Genomic DNA, 18,100 nt, shown 5'->3' with positions numbered 1-18,100 from the left:
GGAATTAAATAGATCTAGGCTATAAGTCGATACAAAAATCATCATATTAACAGCCTTTAATGTAGACCAAACTTCATAAAGTTTCCCATTCCCCGATTCTAAAATAATTAGGGAATGAAATTCTTCATCCAAATCAATGAGTCGCTTAAGATCTTTTTCTCGCGAAGCCTTATCCATTTCCTTTACGAGTTGTTCCATTTTCTCAATCGTTTGCTCTTTAAATTGCCCCTGACATAGTTTGATTGATAGTTTTTCCAGAGTTTTGCGAACAATATATGTATCTTTTACTTCTATAAAACTTATACTTTTTACACTACATCCCCTATTAGATTGACATTCAATAAATCCTTCAAACTCTACTTGCCTTAAAGCTTCTCTTATTGGCCCCCTGCTAATCTCCAATTCTTCTGCTAAATCTGATTCAATAATTCTCTCGCCTGGCAAATATTCTCCATTCAAAATTTTTTCTTTAATAATTGATACTACACTTTCTGTTAAAGTTAAGTGTTTGATTCTCCTACTCATTAAACATCACTCTTTTTAGTTAATTGTTAACAATTAATAATTTGCAATAAATATTTCTTCATATACTAATACATAAAAATTAGAATGTCAATATTATTTATAATGTTTTTTTATAAAAGATGGCTAATTTACTAATAATTTTGCGTTCACCTATTTTTTTGAAATCCTAAATCTTAGATAAAGTACGTTACTTCTAGGGGGTCAGTAAATTCGAAATTTTTTATTCTATTAATAAAATGTTGTATACTAAATTTAACTTATTTTATCGGGGAGGTGTGCCATTTTTGCGTAAAAAGAGCATTATGACACTTTTAATTGCCATAACACTTCTTTTAGCTACTTCGATATTTTTCATTAGTCAAAAGGACAATATGTTTAATAAAGAGACCGTAACAATAGATGATGAGAAAAACAGAGATTCCAATAGAGAAACTAGTTCGGAAGTTGATAACAACGAAAACGAAGAGGAAGTAAACAGTGAGGAGCAGGATGCTGATATACACCGAGATGATAAAGATGATCCACGAAAGAATGATAACGAAGAGTTGTCCGAATTCATAGCGTATTATCATGACGTTCTAAACGGAATTACAAACTTTTGATAAGTATAAAAGGATTGATTGGGATTATATGCAATCTGTCGTAGAGGAGCTGACAGATGGTATCAACCTAACATTAAGTAATGAGGATACTTACCCTGCGTCTATGAAAATAGATTTAGAGCGAGTCGTTTTGCTAGGTGAAATAAGTATAAACGATAAAGATTCCATTGCCATCGTCTATATTCATCGCATTCTCCATGATTTGGATGTAGAATACAATGGATATATTTATTCAAAATACGGCTTCTCAAATTATGATTCCGGAGGGGAAAACCAACAAATTGTTGTCAAACATATTGAAAAATATAGGCAATAGTGGATATACTTATTTTGGTCTTCTTCCTCTTCAGCTCCAAATTGAGCGCTCTGGCAGAGGTTTTATTGGGGAAAGGCGAATTGATAGATTATCGTGTGGTCGGTTTTTACATTGCATGATAGCCTTCTCTGAAAATTGTAATGATCATTTAGCGTTATACTATCTATTATTCAATTTTAATAGTTTGGTATCTATGCTCATAACTAGATTCGTGAATTCCCTCTATTGATGCCGAGTAGAGCGGACTATCAGAATAATAATATAAACCGCATCGGGTAAAGAGGTCTACCAAATGCAATCTCAGAAAAATTGCATAAACCACAACGGGTAGAACACTCCACCAGATGCGATCTCAGCAAAATCGCATAAACCGAACGGGTAGAACGAGCCACCAGACACGAACAAGACAAATTTTCCACTCTTGCAACGAGTAAAACGAACCCTATATTTCTTGCTACACACTACCTCTACACTTTTTCCACCTTATTTTCCAACACACCGATGTTCTCAATTTCAATCCGTACAACATCGCCATCTTTCAAAAATCCCTGTGGTTCCATCGCAAATCCGACACCGGCTGGGGTTCCCGTCATAATGATATCTCCCGGCTCCAGTGTCATCAACTTAGAAATAAACGCCACTAATTTCGGAATCGTAAATACGAGGTTTTCTGTATTCGATTTTTGGCGTAGCTCACCATTAACAGATAATGAAATATCCAAACCAGATGGATCCGCTATTTCATCTGAAGTCACTAACCACGGGCCCAACGGCGCGCTCCCATCAACAGATTTCCCTTGCAACCACTGAAGCGTACGGCGCTGAATATCGCGATATGTCACATCATTTCCTATCGTATACCCAGCGACATAATCGAGTGCATCCTCTTCACTCACATTTTTTGCCCTTTTTCCAATAACAAAGGCAAACTCAGCCTCATAATCTAATTGTTCTGAAATAGGATGAAATGGAATGTTATCTTCTGGTCCAATGATGGCATTAGGAAACTTCGCGAAAAGTACTGGATACTCTGGTAATTCTCTCCCCATTTCTAAAATATGTTCACGGTAATTCTGGCCCACACAAATCATTTTTTGCGGTCGCTGTATAGGTGCTTCTAACCGGACATCATTCCTGTCAAAAATGAGTAATGGGTCACCCGTTTGTATGGCAAACTGAATCGCCTCTTCTCCATATTCGAAACTCTTCTTACCACCTTCTAGAAAACCGACCATATTTCTCGGTATATAAGTATTGGCAATTTCTTGAGCTCTACGCTCGTCAGATGCAATGAGTTTTTGAACGAATGAAGTATGTAAGTCAATGATTTTCCCATCATGATACACGCCAATTGATGTTTCCCCATCTTTTGTAAATGTAACTAGTTTCATAGAATCCTCCCCGTTTACCTTTGAAAAACTTAATCGCCTATATGAATCATCGCTGTTAATATCACTGTTCTTATAAATATTAAAATATTCCATCAGTAAATTTTATTATATCATAGTTTTTTTAATGTTATGTCATGCCCACAATCTATATCATTCCCCCACCCCGTGGCAAATAAAAAACAACGTGTGTATATTAACCACTGAGGAGGTAAAGAAGTTGAATAAAGATGATAAAGCCACTAGAGTCAGAAGAGAAATTATTCGCGAATTATTAGAAGAAGGTAGGTCAATCAAGGAAATAATAACTATTTTAAGGGCTCTGGCTTTTGAAATATAGAGGAGCTAGGGAGACATACCATTCTCCCCATGTTAACTAATAGGTTATTCACAATGCAGCAATCGCATTGCCCCCTTGCTTTAAAATCGTTAACCCCGCATCTGCTGCCAATGGCTGTGATGTCGCCACCATGCCATTTCTAGCAAACACTGAATTTCTCCCAATCGGATAGGGATTACGATAATAATTGAGAAACTGCAACATCATCACTCCTTATATAAATTGTTTAGCTTAACAAATGTGACATTTTAACATCAACGTGATGCCCCAAAAAATAACTAATGAATAACTCTGAACAAATAATGATGAACGACTCTATTGATTTAATCGTATCACATTTCTGCCATTACTTGGATGAAGTACAGCAACTAAACAATTAACAAACGAGATTAGGAGTTTGATTTTGACCGGGGATTGCGCGATTTCGGCTCGTCACCGCGCGATTCTGCCTTTACTATACACAATAAAAAAAAGCAATCACGCCTGACTCAAGCTGACTCAGAACTCAACTGCCTTTTTCTTCGCATGAAAGACCCTATCTTTATCTCATTAGCGTTTATTTCTAATCACAATTTCAGATACTTCTAGTCCCTGACGTGGTTTTAAATTGTCCATGATGATATCTGCAACATCATCTGGATCCATTAAATGAGTCATTTCTTCTTCTTCAAAAACGTCGTCCCAAAAATTCGTTTTCATGCCACCCATGTATGCTGCGTATACTTTGACACCTGTCCCATCTACCTCTTCATGTAAACTTTCGGTAAAACCTCGCACACCGAATTTACTTGCACAATAGACAGACTCATTGACTTTTCCTTCTATACCAGCCGTTGAAACAATATTAGCAATGATTCCAGAGCTTCTGTGCTTCATATCAGGGAGCACTTCCTGCGTTGTGAAAATCGTCCCTTTTAAATTAACATCAATCATTTGATGGACAGAAATTTCATCGATTTTTTCTGCCAGGTCGAATACGCCTACACCGGCATTATTTATTAAAACGTCGATATTCCCAACATTTTGTTTGATTTCCTGAAAAACTGCACTCACTTCTTCTTTCACAGAAACATCAACAGCATGAAGGGAATACGTTGATCGTAATGTTTTTGCAACAGCTTCTAATTTCTTCACATTTCTTCCAATTAAACATATATGACAACCAAGTGCAGCATATTTTTGGGCAAAGGATTTTCCTAAGCCACTACCAGCACCCGTAATTACAATTGTTTTCTTCATATGTACACATCCTGTCATCTAGTAAAATACATGGGTATCTTAGATTCTCTGAAAAATGCCCCGCAAATTGGTAAGGCATTTTATGCATTGAAATTTATTCATATCATAGAGCCTCTAAACCAAATAAGTCAAGTGTATGGCGGCAAGTTACTTCTCGTCTTCTGATCAAAAAACATGAATGAACAATCGACAAAATAGATCCCACACCCGTCTAGAATTGAAGTGCCAAATCAAAAAACATGATTTAATATGAACCTTCTAATCTCCCTAATATAGATAGTTTCTCGAGATGGGTGAACTCGATTCGTTAAAAAGATGCCATATTGATCATAAGCAGGAGCTAGTCAAATACTCGTTCCAGTAAATCCTAGATGCCCAATCAACTCATTTTTCCGATTATCACTTAAGAAATAATCCCATCCCAAACCCCGTGGCTCGTTCAGGTGTTCTGTATGATTTTTCATAGATAATTTTACAAGATATTCGTTTAGAACTTCCTTACCGTTCAGTGTACCATGAGCTACCACCATATAACAGAATGAAACAAGGGTGAAAAACACCTGCAAATCCCGCTACTCCCCCTAGAAGTTGAGCATTTTCATCATGGACGACTCCCTTTAAATATTCTCCTAAGTCTTCATTAAATTCTGTAGAGGCGATATTCCTCGAAACCGCATGATATTTTAAAGATAATGGATCCGCCCTGAGTTCAAAAACTAGAGCAACCCAATATTGCTCACCCCCATAAACCAAAATGCAACTGATATCGTTACCCCCATTCCATGCCCCCTACAAAGCAAATAAAACACGACTGATTTCTAATTAAATAAAATATACCGAAAATATGAAACCTTTTTATACTTTAAAACGTAGGAAAGATTGGGCCCACATTTTCGAAAAAGTTAAAGGAGGAAAATATGAACATGAAACGAAATATCTTTTTGTTAGGGTTGTCTATCGTATTGTTGTTAGGTTTACTGGGTTGTGGAAATAATGATAGCGTTTCAGGTAAAAAAAGTACTGGGAAGTTTAAAGAAATTGATTCAATTGAAGTAAATGGATATTTAGATATATATACCTTTTATTTAAGTGATGATGGAAGCGTTTTAAACTGGGGTGAAGCAGATGCATCTCTTAGTAATATCGCTCGAATGATGATTTGGGTTGATGGAGAAAAAGAGGAGCTTGACTTTGACACTTTTGCCCACTTTTCTACATTACAACATAGTGGAAATATGTTTGTAAGCATGAGTGATTATGAAAAGGAAGAAAATCACCGTTCATTATTAATTTATGACCCACGAACTGGAGAAACAGAAGAATTTCAAAAAACGGTTGAAGGAAAAGACATTTTTCACGTATTACCTGGATATGTTAGTGAAGAAACAGGTGTAATTGCTGTAGATGGTACTGATCGTGAAAATTTAAATTTTTATTTGTGGGATTATAAAAAAGACGAATTGGAAATGTATAAATTGACGGATGATATTAATAATCTTATTGACGAAATCGAAGAACCCTATCATCCAAGCCTTACCTTGTCCCGTGATGCTAAATCATTGTACATTAGCTCCGAAGAAGGAATATTACATTATCACACTGAAACGGGAGAACTAAATGAGATTTCAATGGGGAATGGCAATTATTCAATAGAAACAACAGTTGATAGCCAGTATGCAATCACTGAAGAAACGAAAGAAAACGACGAAGACATCATTGGCTTATATACTTATTTTATGACTGATCGAGATACTTTTGAATCAAAAGAAATTGGCTTTGGCACAAATATCCATCCTATTACAGGTAATAAAGTTGTCATCCAAAACGAGAACGAATTGAACCTCTATGATCCTGAAACTGAAGAAACAACTGCTTTTTATAATATAAAACTCGGAGAAGAAGAAAAGCTAAAAAGAGTTGCTATCAGTTCTGATGGAAACACAATCGCCTATGCCTATGAAACGAAAGTAAAAAATAAAAAAGAAGGAAAGACTGAGAATAAAATAACAATCAAAATCATCCGTCGTTAATTATTCATTTTGTCCGTAAAGTGAGCATGCCGCTCAAGCTCCACAACATAGTCTCCCCCATAAATGAACAAGGAGAGAAAATACACCTGATCGATTTCTTTCCTTGTTCTTTTAATATATCGAATTCCTTCCTCAAATTAGGTTGCATTGACACCCCATTAATATTAAAAAAGCTCTTCTTCACTTTCACTGCGTTTCTAAAAAGCTGTTTTTTCTACATAAGAGTGCAAAATCAAATCATTTCCATAAAAGGCATAAATCCAACAGCGCCTAATATCATGTAGATTTGAATAACAACCCCTATGTCACTACAAATTAAACCGCCAGTCGCCAAACTTTATATCGAGAGGTAAAATCGCGCGTTCCCATACCTATTATCGTTCAAGGTGTGGGCGTAAAAATGGTAGAAAGATAATCAACTACTTTCTGCGGGTGAGCAACATAATCTGACGTGCTCTCTTTCCAAAATATTCGTTTAGTTTCATACTAAATCTCTCCCTTAATCATTCATAGCTAACATTGTTGTATAATAGCTTTGGGTGGTATGCAAGTGCTTGCTTTAACGTAGACCTAAAAAAACAAGGGCATTGTTTTAAAGTTTTGGGTTTTGTTAAAAAATCTCCTGTTGGTATCTGGTTTTATCTTTTATCAATGTTATAGGCAATAACGAACGGGGGCGGCGCTAAATCGAGCGGAGAGGGCACGGAATCGAGCGATGCCACCCCTAAATCGAGCGGAGAAGGCACGGAATCGAGCGGTGCCACCCCAAAATCGAGCGGAGAAGGCACGGAATCGAGCGTTCTTACCCCAAAATCGAGCTTCCACCATCATGCCGTCTCCCAGCCTAAAATATGCCGAATCATATTTTGTGCCTCAGGCCATAACATGCTTGATTGTAACGAGATAGTCATGATTACTTTCTCTATGTTCATCAGCCACAACCCAATTCATAGACAAGAGTTGTTTCAGCTGAGCTAATTCTCGTTCATTCAGTTGTAAGTTTTTAATTCCCTTGTCTGTAAGCTGATAATCGCGATCCTTTGTTTTATTAAATTTAAGTTTTATTATTTGTTGCAGTCCAGGATAAGTAATAAAGCTTATTTGATAACCTTCTGAAATGATTTCTTCTAATCCATCTTTTCCCCTTTCTGCGAGCTTAATCAATTCATTAAAATCAAATTTATCATGTAGATTTTTCCAGCTACTAACATCACCTAATTGAATTTTTAAAATCATTTCTTCATCTGAAACACCTTGACGACGTAATGTTTCAATCATGTAAGCATCCATAAGCGATATTTTTTCTGTTTTCATAACACAGTCCCCCATCATTAAAATTTCATTTACCAGTGATCTCACTTAAAGCTAAATCCTTTATAGCCCATAATATACCAACCCGGATTTTATTTCAGGAATATCATTTTGACGAAAAAAATAATGTTTAGATTGAGGATGGTGAACAAGTAGGAGGAAAAATTTATTTTAAGGAAGTCACTCAGTGTTCAATTTTTATATGTCAATAACTAAAGTATATGCATATGCTCTCATGGCATAATTTTTTTCTAATAGTATAGCACTGACCTGCCTCCTAGCGACTTTTTTTCTAAAAAAAATAGTCTTTCCGCTATCATCATTTTGATAAATGACAGTTATATCCAAAAAATATTTGTTGACAGAAAATAATGTTTATGTTAAATTTATTTCAAAGTTAAAAATCGATGACGAGAACGAGTAAGAAAATGATTTCTGTTCCACAGAGAGTCAGCGTTTTGGTGAAAGCTGATGTGCAGTGCTTTTCTGAAAATCATCTCTGAGATGCAAAGCTGAAGTTATGTAAGCTTTGACGGGTGTCCTCCGTTATCAAGGAACGCGTATGATGGTACGTGACTAAGAGCCGAATTGTTTCTTTGTTGAAACATTAGGAATATGGGTGGTAACGCGAGTTCAAACTCGTCCCTTTTTTAGGGGCGAGTTTTTTTATTTTTATGGGGCCCCGAAATCTGAATCGCAATCACACATCTTCTCTACTAAAGAAACTTGATAAAACACGCGAGTAGGCTGAAATTCAACCATCATCTAAGAATAGACTTTTTCATCTTGAATGAATGTCATTCGTTAATAACTAGTGTACACACAAACGGATTTAGTAGAAGTAGAAAAAACATTTGCGACAATCGAACTGGGGGAATCACGATGAACAAGAAAAACATACTATTATTAGGCTTTATGTTATTTTCACTATTTTTTGGAGCTGGAAATTTAATCTTTCCACCATTTTTAGGAATGGAATCAGGAGAAAATTTTATACCTGCCATTGCTGGGTTTGTATCGACTGCTGTCTTCATTCCATTGCTAGCGGTTATTTCTGTATCATTATCCAATAATGGTCTGTTAGCCATCGGGCAACGTGTTAATCCATTATTTGGACTTATATTTACAATCGTCGTTTATTTATCAATTGGTGCATTTTATGGTATTCCTCGTGCATCAAGCGTTGCTTACGAATTAGGATTTGTCCAAGTGTTTGAAGTTGAAAGCTCATTAACATTGTTTTTATTTACGGTCGTCTTCTTTGGGGTCACTTACCTACTAAGTGTAGACCCTAAAAAAATGATCGATCGCCTAGCACAAATTCTTACTCCAGCATTACTACTCGTGCTGACTGTTCTATTTGTTAAGGCTTTTACAACATTGAATTATACTGAAAAACCTGTATCTGAAAAATTTGCATCCGCACCATTTTTAAGTGGATTTTTAGAAGGATACTATACGATGGACGCCATTGCTGCACTAGCATTTGGAATTGTCATTATCAATGGACTTAAAACGAGTGGAGTTACAAAGAAAAAAGACCTTATTCGCGGCACAACTTATGCAGGTATTATAGCAGGTGTTGGCTTGACCATCGTCTATTTATCGCTTAGTTGGATTGGCCGAGTTCTAACATATGACGAGCCTGTAGAAAACGGTGCCGAAATACTCGTCTTAGCAACCGACCGCTTATTTAGCGTTGGTGGAAATTTACTATTCGGTACAATCGTCTTACTTGCATGTCTTACTACATGTGTCGGACTAATTAACGCGTGTGCTAGCTTTTTCAACGAAATTTTCCCAACATTTTCTTATAAACAATATGTCGTCGTGTTCGTTTTAATCGGACTTCTCATTACAAATCTAGGATTAAATACTATTTTATCTATTGCAACACCGTTATTAGTTTTCGTCTATCCATTTGCAATCGTGTTAATTCTATTATCATTGGTGCAACATTTCATCGGTGAAAGCAAAAAAATGTACGTCTATTCTATGGCAGTGACAACTATTTTTGCAGTCATTAGCGTTCTAGATTTTTTCAATGTGAGATTCGAAGCCGTTGATTCTGTCTTAGGCATCTTTCCATTATATGAAAATGGCCTCGGCTGGGTGGTTCCAACATTAATTGTAGCAACAGTCGGATATGTCATTGATCTGACTAAAGGAAAAGTATTAAAAAACGCCGCGTCATCAACGATTTCTTAAATGTATAGAGATTAAAAAGGCATGTAGGATTTATTCTACATGCTTTTTATTGTTTATAAGAGAATTTATACCTCGTCTACAATGAATGCTCATAGCTAACGATCGTTCACTAATCGGTTCTAACCTCGTACCATTTGACGATATCCTTCTCATTAAAAGATATGACTAACCATTCACTATCAATTCGAATGAAACCTCTCTCTGGACCTAGATAATAAACATAGTTATCATCTTCCTTAAAATATTCAGTCGGTGTAGGCTTTCCTAACAATGCATTGACATCATCTTTTGCCATGCCTTCCAACTCATATTTTTCAAGTAAATGTTCGACTAGGTAGACCCGTTTATCTTTGTTTTTCACCCATTTATTAGTTGTGAAAATGGAATTATACTGATTAATACTTAATAAAAACAAACATATTACAGGTGGAATAAGAACAATGCTAGCCATCACTTTTTTCGCATTTGTATGTTTAATTGAAATTAAAAGCGTAACCATCCCAATTAGAAACGGAACGATTATAACACTGAGACTAACAGAAGTGAATCCCGTATGTCCTAACATAATGAGAATCGCAGATCCTACGTATAAAAAAACATATGCCCCTAATAATAAAAACTTCAACTGTTTCACTTGTGTATCATTCCCGTCCACCCAATTTGTTGTTTTTATTTTATCATAAGCGACAGTTTCTGACAAAATATTCAGTGATTTGAAAGGAGGTTTTGGAAACGGCTATAAATAAAAATCGTTGATTAGATTCCGTCCGTACACTAAGGTCCTGATTTTCCAAAGGTTAATCCGTGCAATGCTCTTTACTCTTCTACAAAACTTTACGTCTCTATCAATACATCGGAAAATTCCGACTCTAAATCCAAATAATTTCCAGATAAAAATTGGTAAAAGACATGTGAACAAATTATCTGTTTAGCCAAAAATACAAGAGATTAATTAACAAACATTTTCAAAAGAATTACACAGCACTTGTGCTTTTTTCTTTTAATACGTCCCTCACGATCAGTATAGATATCTGCAAATCCCAAATTATGCGGTTTTCTGTTGTCTTGTTACTTTTAAACCAAATTGTTTTTGTACTCTTAAAGCGTTCATAATATCTACACCCCTTCTCTTCTTTAAATATTATCATAAAAATGCGCTAACGGAATAACACTTCTTCCTCAAAAAAGCAGCCAAATCCGAGTTACCTGATGTCATAGTTATTATAGAAAACCAGCCCACCAGCTTCTCTTTTACTCAAGGCCTCTAAACTTTTCTTCTAACTCCTTCCTTAGGTTTTCCTCTATGTTACCAAATTTGTCTATGACAAAGTCGGGAAACATTTTTTTAATATCCTTAGGGTAATCATCGCCATCTCTTGGGGTAGTATGATCAATGATTTCTAGCCGACCATTTTTATCGCTTACCTTTAATAAAACAGGTTGTGAAAGTCCTGATGTTTTTTCAATTCGATGAACATTTTTCATATAACCTTCCACCATGATCCATAGGTAGATTTCTCCAGCTCCCTTATCACTATCTAACACTTCATGAACACTTAAAACATGTTCATCGTCTTCATCTGCCAAATGACGATTAATATACGTTTCAATGATGGTGTAATCCGCTACTGATAAAAGGTAACTCTTATTTGAATTTGCTTCACGTTCACAACCGATTACTATACAGAATGATATAACCGTTAACAATAAATATATTTTCTTGCGCATTTGCTCTCCTCAGTATTAATCGAGTTCATATGAATTATCATCTTTATATAACCTCTTTTATTTATAAACTCTATTATAGTTTTTCTTTTGTGGGACTGGAACTCTTCCCATCCCTCCCTTACATTTTTCGCCGCAATTCTTCAATTTCCTTCTCATCCAAGTGCGTGACCTTAGTAATAAATTCTATGGATGCTCCTTCTTTCAACATTTCAAATGCAACTTCCTTTTTTCCTCTCTCTACTCCTGTCTCTATTCCTTTTTCTATGCCTTTCTTAATCCCTCTCTCCTCATACGAAATCGGTAACTCCAATATTTTCTCCGCGTCATCCATTTTCTTCACTTCTTCCATCAACTTTTCCTCCTCTTCATCGTTTAGTTTTAAATAGGTTTCAAAAAAGCCGTAGATCAAGCGTTGTTTTGCTGGGTTTAGCTCCATCGTAGCCATCATCCGTAAAAATTCTTTCTTAACTTGAATGCGTTCCTTTTCAGAATATCCCATTTTGCTTAAAAGAGCAGCTGCAGCAGGATTATTTGACGTGATATAGTCTCGCCAATTCTTTTTTCGTAAGTGTAACGTTAAAAAGTTAAATGTCAAAATTTGGAAGTCAGATAATCCCAACGTAAATTGATCTTTCTCCCAGTTTTCATCATAACTAAATACAGCGATTGGAATGATTGGTTTTTTGTACTTATTGTATAGAAGACTGAAGTATTGAAACATCCGTTCATGAAAATCTGTTTGTGTTGTACTTTGTGGTTCGATGTGGACGATGATTAAAGCATCTTCTTGTTTTAGTTTAACCTGAACAACGATGTCTAATCTTCGGGTATCGCCTTCGATTAAATTTGTGTGTACTTCTTCCGATAGCGGGGTGATGGTGTGAAAGTCGATTGCTTCATGTATATTTGGGAAAAACACTTCCAAAAACTCTTGGAAAAATGTGTGGATGAGTTCTTTAAAAAGTTGATCGTGCCTTGTGTACGTTTGCCTCCTTTCTTTTATCAGTGTTGGTATCGGAACTTTCTGGTAATGAGAATACTTGATTGACATTTTCCTTTCACGAAGCTGTGTTGCTTGCATTTTAACACATCCTTTGCAGGTTTTGTAGTGGAAATATCTGAGGTGTTTATTCTATTTTTAGTATACAACACCCCCTCTCACAGAACAAGCGTTCCTTTCCGTGAAGAGGTTCTATATCTAGAGTTAGTAGTGGAATTTTTTCCATTGGAGTTGCGCGATTTTGGTTAAGTTCGAGTAATTCCTACTTGAGACTATGGCATTCTACGAAATGTAAACTTGACATTTAGAAAGGTTTGTCATACATTATGTATAGAATAACATACATTGGTAACGGAGAAGACAAAATGATTTCAAGGGTGGTCTAACAATATGATTAAAAACAAAATAGCGGTCTGTAGAGCAGAGAAAAAATGGACACAACAAAAGTTAGCTGATGAGATAGGTGTTAGCCGTCAAACAATCATGGCAATGGAAAACTATAAATACAATCCTTCATTATTGTTGGCTTTCAAGGTTTCTAAAGCTTTTGATAAGGAAATCACTGATATTTTTGAGTATGTAGAGGAGGAGTAGGGTGGAGAAATTTTATCTTTTGTTAGTAATTGCCGTTTTAGTTGCGGAGGCCTATAAAGCTAAATTTGAAAAGTCCGGCGAATCGAAAGATGAAAGAGGACAATTAATATTATTAAGAGTCAAATCCATGTCTTATAATTACTTGACAGTCGGTGTGGCCGGTGGTTTTTTATTAGTTGGCCTATTTAAAGTCATGACCATCAAGTTTTTCCCATTTTTTATCCTAATCGTTTTTCTATTTCAAAGTGTCGTATCAGCAGTTTATCTAGGAATTGTTCGTAGGAAAGTAGTATGAGTATTTCTTATGATTATTAGCTTTATGTGTTTCCATTGTGCTTGAAATCAGTGATTTTATGACTTCCTTGTATTAAATTAAAGTAATAAATACCGATTCTAATCTGTCTTCTCCTAACATCCCTTTTTACAATAACACCGAAGAATAACAGGAAAAAAGCATAAAAATATAACAGCATGCCATCAAATCAGGGTACATCATTTGATGGCATGCTGTTCATCCAATTAGTTTTATCGCAGCTATTGTAGCCGCCGATATGTCAAAATATGATTAATTACACTCAAATTCTCCCTCTTATACTCTTTATATGTTCTTTCTTAATTGCGTCGTCTACCAGTGTATACTTTTTCAAATTTTTATATAATTGTTCCACTTCTTCAGCAGCCAAAATATCCGCTAACGTCTTTAAATGCCTATTAATAATCTGAATGAGTTCATTCCTTTTTATAACGGTAACATTTGAAGAAGTGATATTTATATTCTTTAACAAACAACGTTTACTAAATACAATATATAATTTGTATGATTGGACTTGCTATTTGTCATACAAAGCTCTTAACGCATTTAATATGTTTATTATTCTGCCATACCGGGTTAAAAAAAGGATATTTTCTACCACCTTTAAGTATTTTCATCCAATTCCTATTTGTTTCATTTCCAAAAATCCATCCACTGTAGTTCGACGCATACCCTTCTTCTATAAAACAACTTCATCTGTGAGAGAAATAGCCCGTAAAACCGTAATAAATTCTTAGCTACATAATAATCATAAAAAAACTGAACACCACATAATAAAGATTCGGTGCTCAGTTATTAATAAATAATGAATGTGTTTTGAAAAAAATAATTGAGTTGCTTTTGTCTTTCAGTCTTTGAGAAGAAGTCTCTAAATCTAAAACTCATTAATCAATTCATGCCATACTTATTAACAATCTCTTGGTATTTTCCTACTTCCTTAATATCTAGCTTGATTTGTACTGGGTTTTCATAGAGGCATTTCGCATGCGACATAGTATTTAGTATGTCAATGGCAACTATATCACGCTGTTTAAAAAACGATTGACAAATTGGACATCTGATTAGATCCAGTTCATACTTTTTTGCCATATCTAAGTCCCCTTCAATAAAATGGTGTGGTAGTGTCTCACATTCAAATATTATTATATATAACCCTATTTTAGCTCTTTATAAGAATTCATTTTGTTTTATTGCTGGTATTTTGGTAATTTTAATTTTAAGGGTATATGTACAATATTTGTTCAGCACATGTTGTGTAACTGAGAGACTAAATTGATAGTTTGACGGTTCCTGATGCTCGGTTATGCCATATAACTAAAAAATATAAACGATGCTTTCTCATAATCACCTAAAACATGGTAAATTTCAGCCTGTTTAAAGTTTAACCTTCTGATCATATTAGAATTCGAATCGTTTAAGCATGTCGCTGATTGATTAAAACAATCAATGGCCAACGAATAATTTTTTCTTTCTTTTTCCATGTCACCTAACAGCTCATAGGCTTTAGCTATGTATTCTTTTTCTTTAGACTGCTCAACAATATTACGACAAATTATTTCCATTTCCTTGAATTCCCCAAGCTGTAAGAAAGTTTCTGCTAATTCCAGCTCTACATTCATTTTCTTACTTGAATGTCCAAGCTCTTTAAAAAGTTCGATTGATTTATTTAATTTTTCAACTGATTCTTGTAAATTTCTCGTTTGCCTCAATAGAATACCTAAATTATTTAATGTCCCTGCCTGGTTTTCTAAATCGTTTATTAGCACAAAAAAATCAATGGCTTTTGAGTAGTATTGATGAGCTTCGCCTGTTTTATTCAGCTGCATATAGCAAATCCCTAAAGCCATATTTATTTCACCAGATTTATAATACATCTCTAAGGAATCGTTTAAATCTAATGCTTCCTCTAAGAAGTTAATAGCCGAATATAACTCATTTAATTTACCGTGAACAACGCCTAGATTTAATAATAGAAAAATGCGTATCTGACCACTTATTTGTTCATAAATAGCCAATTTATTTGCTTTACTGAGCACATCTAAGGCTTTATAATTTTGATTACTTTGGGAATACGCATAACCTAAATCAGCTAAAGTTCTAACCTTTTTTTCTTGATTACATTCTCCCAAAACATCGGCACTTTTATGATAATAAGTAATTGCTGCCGATAGATTTCCATCTGATTCATTAATCTTACCCTTAATCCAATACAATATCCCTTTTTCTTCATCAGTCGTATCTTCTTCTAACAAATTAAACGTTGTATTTTCAATCGTTTTCTTCGCTTTATCTATATTGGATTCCAGAATATTTTTTTCCGCTAATTTAATCTCTCTTTGTATTTGCAGTAAGAGTAAGTTTTTATTTTTAGGCTTTTGATTTAATAAGTCTTCTATATTGCACTCGAGCTTTTTCGCTAGTTTTTCAATGACATCATAAGAAGGCTCGAAGGCACCGCGCTCTATTTGACTTAAGTAACTTCTCGTAATGATACCTTCTGCAAGCTCGGCCTGTGTGAGTCCTTTTTCAATTCTCATTTCTCTAATTCTCTGTGCAATATGATTCATTCAGATTCCTCCCATAATTTCATAACATCATCATATCATTTATTAACATTATTGAACAAATGAATATTAAAAATAAATACTAACAAAATTATATTGACAAATATCGAAAGACTGTATATGATATAGTTAAATTATTCAACATGACAAAACAAATTCACCAACCTTTTTCATAATGTTAAGTATGTATAAAAGGGAGGGATATCAATGAATAAGAAATTAGTTACATTCCTTGTCGTATCAGCCGCGGTATTAACCGTTTTCCTTGCAGATCCTATTTGGCCAGTAAACGACCCTATCTGGCCTGTGATAAGATAATCCTCTTGGGTCTACTCAATTATTCAACATAGAAACATCTTTAAAGGGGGTGAAAACCGAAAGTTCTTAGTATGATAAGCTCAAACGACACCAACCATTAAAGCGAATCATCCTAAGATTGTGCTGATTACAGTAAAAACTGTGTTAGTACTGAAATTTCTGGGTCATAGGGTTAATTGAAATAATTTTGTTGTTAATAGCCATAAGTATTAAAAAGTTTTAACTCCATCCTTTAAATTTTTTGTTCATTAAGACTAGTACCAGCTGCAGGTACTGGTCTCTTCTTTTGACTTATTCATCAATCGACGCGGTTGCTCTAGCGTTAGATAGTCTGCCATAAAAAACTCTCCCAGACAGTTAGATCCCTGTCTGGGGGAGATTTTTAGTAAAATATTGATGTATAACACCTCTCTGCTATATATCTATGAAATCTGAAATTAGGCCTGGTAGGGTGAATTGAGCGGTGGTGTAGCAAAATCGGGCAATGATGGAATGAAATCGAGCGGTGACACGGCAAAATCGGGCAATGATGGAGTGAAATCGAGCGGTGACTGTCTAAATTCGAGCGGTAATAAATCAGAACTGGCCTCGAAATATTCGCCAATCAATATTTCAATGTCAAGTGGTCTATCATAATCATATGGTAGTCAATTCTAATCACCATGCTTTACATATTCATTCAATAATTCATCTTCCTTTGACAAAGATATGTTCGCTGATGATTTTTTTAAATTTATGTTTCGTTATGTCTTCTGAAAGCTGACGCGTATCTGCCGAGACTAACTGCTCAAAATAGGCTTTAAATTGTTTATAAGTAATTTCAGATAAGCAATTTCCTGTTGATTTAGATTGTGGTCTTCAATAAATGGTGGTACATTTTTCCCTTAAAAATGAGTTCCATGATTAATAACTATTATTGCACCTCCAATATAGTTTGGGAGTCCATCCATACCATCAAAATAATAAGGGACCCTACTAATCATATAATCAAGTTGACTCATATTTGCTGTTAGCGTAGAAATTTCCCGTTGCAAATCTGATGAGTTTTTACCTTCAATGATCACTTCAAGTTGTGAAATGGTGTCCCTAATCACGTAAAAGAAATCCTGCATGTAAATAGAGTAATGACTGTTTTTTTCCAGATGAGATTTAAAAAACTTGTAGTTAAATATGAGACTAACAATCAGCAAGCCGACTAGAATCAACAACCATACCTTCTTATTTTTATTCATGTCATCATTCCTTAGAAAAACTATATAACAAACAGGATAAGTCAACTTTCCCATATCGAGCAATCATCTCAAATCCGACTTCCTTTTTTTCCTCTTTCTACTCCTTTTTCTATGCTTTTCTTAATCCCTCTCTCCTCATACGAAATCGGTAACTCCAATATTTTCTCCGCGTCATCCATTTTCTTCACTTCTTCCATCAACTTTTCCTCCTCTTCATCGTTTAGTTTTAAATAGGTTTCAAAAAAGCCGTCGTTTCAGTCGGAGTTTAACTGAAGGGACAGGTTTTCGCCTGTCCCCTCCATCACATCTTTTGCCGCAATTCTTCAATTTCCTTCTCATCCAAGTGTGTGACCTTGGCAATTATTTCAATAGATAAACCCTCTTTCAACATT

The 18,100-nt window shown here is 35.0% G+C and carries 19 protein-coding genes and 1 other annotated feature; of the genes, 6 read left to right on the top strand and 13 right to left on the bottom strand.

The genetic code is table 11. The annotated features are described in order from the left end of the window. The coding region (locus tag VIG73_RS02280; protein ID WP_331638941.1) for a GntR family transcriptional regulator at positions 1–525 on the bottom strand (525 nt) is incomplete at its 3' end. 284 nt (positions 526–809) lie between these two features. Between VIG73_RS02280 and VIG73_RS02275 the strand changes: the two genes are divergently transcribed. Further along, on the top strand, positions 810–1,127 hold the full coding sequence (locus VIG73_RS02275; RefSeq protein ID WP_331638940.1) for a hypothetical protein: 318 nt from the start codon (positions 810–812) through the stop codon (positions 1,125–1,127). Positions 1,128–1,155: 28 nt separating this feature from the next. Continuing rightward, entirely contained in the window at positions 1,156–1,443 is a 288-nt protein-coding gene (locus VIG73_RS02270) for a hypothetical protein (RefSeq protein ID WP_331638939.1), read from the top strand. 467 nt (positions 1,444–1,910) lie between these two features. Here the strand turns inward: VIG73_RS02270 and VIG73_RS02265 are convergent, their stop codons facing one another. The 3 genes from VIG73_RS02265 to VIG73_RS02255 form a co-directional block, all read right to left on the bottom strand. Then, positions 1,911–2,834 carry a fumarylacetoacetate hydrolase family protein gene (locus VIG73_RS02265; protein WP_331638938.1) on the bottom strand — a complete coding sequence of 308 codons (924 nt, stop codon included), beginning with the start codon at positions 2,832–2,834 and terminating at the stop codon, positions 1,911–1,913. A gap of 385 nt (positions 2,835–3,219) precedes the next feature. Further along, the gene (locus VIG73_RS02260) at positions 3,220–3,372 is read right to left on the bottom strand and encodes a hypothetical protein (RefSeq protein ID WP_331638942.1); all 153 of its coding nucleotides are present in this window, start codon (positions 3,370–3,372) and stop codon (positions 3,220–3,222) included. Between the two features lie 348 nt (positions 3,373–3,720). Then, complete coding sequence (locus VIG73_RS02255) at positions 3,721–4,410, bottom strand: SDR family oxidoreductase (RefSeq protein ID WP_331638937.1); 690 nt, start codon at positions 4,408–4,410, stop codon at positions 3,721–3,723. 923 nt (positions 4,411–5,333) lie between these two features. Between VIG73_RS02255 and VIG73_RS02250 the strand changes: the two genes are divergently transcribed. Next, entirely contained in the window at positions 5,334–6,440 is a 1,107-nt protein-coding gene (locus tag VIG73_RS02250; protein WP_331638936.1) for a hypothetical protein, read from the top strand. A gap of 873 nt (positions 6,441–7,313) precedes the next feature. Here VIG73_RS02250 and VIG73_RS02245 read toward each other — a convergent pair. Next, the gene (locus tag VIG73_RS02245) at positions 7,314–7,754 is read right to left on the bottom strand and encodes a hypothetical protein (protein WP_331638935.1); all 441 of its coding nucleotides are present in this window, start codon (positions 7,752–7,754) and stop codon (positions 7,314–7,316) included. A 395-nt stretch (positions 7,755–8,149) separates the two neighbouring features. Beyond that, positions 8,150–8,401, top strand: a binding site (T-box leader). A 232-nt stretch (positions 8,402–8,633) separates the two neighbouring features. Here VIG73_RS02245 and brnQ point away from each other — a divergent pair. Then, positions 8,634–9,959, top strand: coding sequence for a branched-chain amino acid transport system II carrier protein (gene brnQ, locus VIG73_RS02240; protein WP_331638934.1), 1,326 nt, complete (start codon positions 8,634–8,636; stop codon positions 9,957–9,959). Positions 9,960–10,068: 109 nt separating this feature from the next. Here the strand turns inward: brnQ and bamE are convergent, their stop codons facing one another. The 3 genes from bamE to VIG73_RS02225 form a co-directional block, all read right to left on the bottom strand. Next, complete coding sequence (gene bamE, locus VIG73_RS02235; protein WP_331638933.1) at positions 10,069–10,593, bottom strand: outer membrane protein assembly factor BamE domain-containing protein; 525 nt, start codon at positions 10,591–10,593, stop codon at positions 10,069–10,071. Positions 10,594–11,210: 617 nt separating this feature from the next. Continuing rightward, the gene (locus VIG73_RS02230; RefSeq protein ID WP_331638932.1) at positions 11,211–11,687 is read right to left on the bottom strand and encodes a hypothetical protein; all 477 of its coding nucleotides are present in this window, start codon (positions 11,685–11,687) and stop codon (positions 11,211–11,213) included. 118 nt (positions 11,688–11,805) lie between these two features. Further along, complete coding sequence (locus tag VIG73_RS02225) at positions 11,806–12,768, bottom strand: Rpn family recombination-promoting nuclease/putative transposase (protein ID WP_331638931.1); 963 nt, start codon at positions 12,766–12,768, stop codon at positions 11,806–11,808. Positions 12,769–13,077: 309 nt separating this feature from the next. Here VIG73_RS02225 and VIG73_RS02220 point away from each other — a divergent pair, with 309 nt between their 5' ends. Then, on the top strand, positions 13,078–13,281 hold the full coding sequence (locus VIG73_RS02220) for a helix-turn-helix transcriptional regulator (protein ID WP_331638930.1): 204 nt from the start codon (positions 13,078–13,080) through the stop codon (positions 13,279–13,281). Position 13,282: 1 nt separating this feature from the next. Beyond that, positions 13,283–13,576 carry a hypothetical protein gene (locus VIG73_RS02215; RefSeq protein ID WP_331638929.1) on the top strand — a complete coding sequence of 98 codons (294 nt, stop codon included), beginning with the start codon at positions 13,283–13,285 and terminating at the stop codon, positions 13,574–13,576. A 542-nt stretch (positions 13,577–14,118) separates the two neighbouring features. On the opposite strand, the gene VIG73_RS15685 is transcribed toward VIG73_RS02215, so the two are convergent. From VIG73_RS15685 to VIG73_RS02195, 5 genes are all read right to left on the bottom strand, one after another. Beyond that, positions 14,119–14,277: a nuclease-related domain-containing protein gene (locus VIG73_RS15685; RefSeq protein WP_414648357.1), complete on the bottom strand. Its 159-nt coding sequence runs from the start codon at positions 14,275–14,277 to the stop codon at positions 14,119–14,121. Between the two features lie 205 nt (positions 14,278–14,482). Then, positions 14,483–14,683 (bottom strand): hypothetical protein, encoded by a 201-nt coding sequence (locus VIG73_RS02210; protein ID WP_331638928.1) that lies wholly within the window; start codon positions 14,681–14,683, stop codon positions 14,483–14,485. Positions 14,684–14,895: 212 nt separating this feature from the next. After that, positions 14,896–16,161, bottom strand: a complete 1,266-nt coding sequence (locus tag VIG73_RS02205; protein ID WP_331638927.1) for a tetratricopeptide repeat protein — start codon at positions 16,159–16,161, stop codon at positions 14,896–14,898. Between the two features lie 1,199 nt (positions 16,162–17,360). Next, the gene (locus VIG73_RS02200) at positions 17,361–17,708 is read right to left on the bottom strand and encodes a hypothetical protein (RefSeq protein WP_331638926.1); all 348 of its coding nucleotides are present in this window, start codon (positions 17,706–17,708) and stop codon (positions 17,361–17,363) included. 68 nt (positions 17,709–17,776) lie between these two features. Then, positions 17,777–17,905, bottom strand: a complete 129-nt coding sequence (locus VIG73_RS02195; RefSeq protein WP_331638925.1) for a hypothetical protein — start codon at positions 17,903–17,905, stop codon at positions 17,777–17,779. Positions 17,906–18,100: the final 195 nt, after the last annotated feature.

This window comes from Cerasibacillus sp., from assembly GCF_036516575.1.
Lineage (GTDB): Bacteria > Bacillota > Bacilli > Bacillales > Amphibacillaceae > Cerasibacillus.
The sequence above is the reverse complement of the archived record's forward strand: the minus strand, read 5'-3'. Positions and strand labels throughout refer to the sequence as shown.

Excerpts from the sequence above, each read along its gene's own strand:
- VIG73_RS02270 (WP_331638939.1), top strand. The coding sequence starts at position 1,156 with ATGCAATCTGTCGTAGAGGAGCTGACAGATGGTATCAACCTAACATTA.
- VIG73_RS02265 (WP_331638938.1), bottom strand. The coding sequence starts at position 2,834 with ATGAAACTAGTTACATTTACAAAAGATGGGGAAACATCAATTGGCGTG.
- VIG73_RS02255 (WP_331638937.1), bottom strand. The coding sequence starts at position 4,410 with ATGAAGAAAACAATTGTAATTACGGGTGCTGGTAGTGGCTTAGGAAAA.
- VIG73_RS02250 (WP_331638936.1), top strand. The coding sequence starts at position 5,334 with ATGAAACGAAATATCTTTTTGTTAGGGTTGTCTATCGTATTGTTGTTA.
- VIG73_RS02245 (WP_331638935.1), bottom strand. The coding sequence starts at position 7,754 with ATGAAAACAGAAAAAATATCGCTTATGGATGCTTACATGATTGAAACA.
- brnQ (WP_331638934.1), top strand. The coding sequence starts at position 8,634 with ATGAACAAGAAAAACATACTATTATTAGGCTTTATGTTATTTTCACTA.
- VIG73_RS02230 (WP_331638932.1), bottom strand. The coding sequence starts at position 11,687 with ATGCGCAAGAAAATATATTTATTGTTAACGGTTATATCATTCTGTATA.
- VIG73_RS02225 (WP_331638931.1), bottom strand. The coding sequence starts at position 12,768 with ATGCAAGCAACACAGCTTCGTGAAAGGAAAATGTCAATCAAGTATTCT.
- VIG73_RS02220 (WP_331638930.1), top strand. The coding sequence starts at position 13,078 with ATGATTAAAAACAAAATAGCGGTCTGTAGAGCAGAGAAAAAATGGACA.
- VIG73_RS02210 (WP_331638928.1), bottom strand. The coding sequence starts at position 14,683 with ATGGCAAAAAAGTATGAACTGGATCTAATCAGATGTCCAATTTGTCAA.
- VIG73_RS02205 (WP_331638927.1), bottom strand. The coding sequence starts at position 16,161 with ATGAATCATATTGCACAGAGAATTAGAGAAATGAGAATTGAAAAAGGA.
- VIG73_RS02200 (WP_331638926.1), bottom strand. The coding sequence starts at position 17,708 with ATGAATAAAAATAAGAAGGTATGGTTGTTGATTCTAGTCGGCTTGCTG.
- VIG73_RS02195 (WP_331638925.1), bottom strand. The coding sequence starts at position 17,905 with ATGGAAGAAGTGAAGAAAATGGATGACGCGGAGAAAATATTGGAGTTA.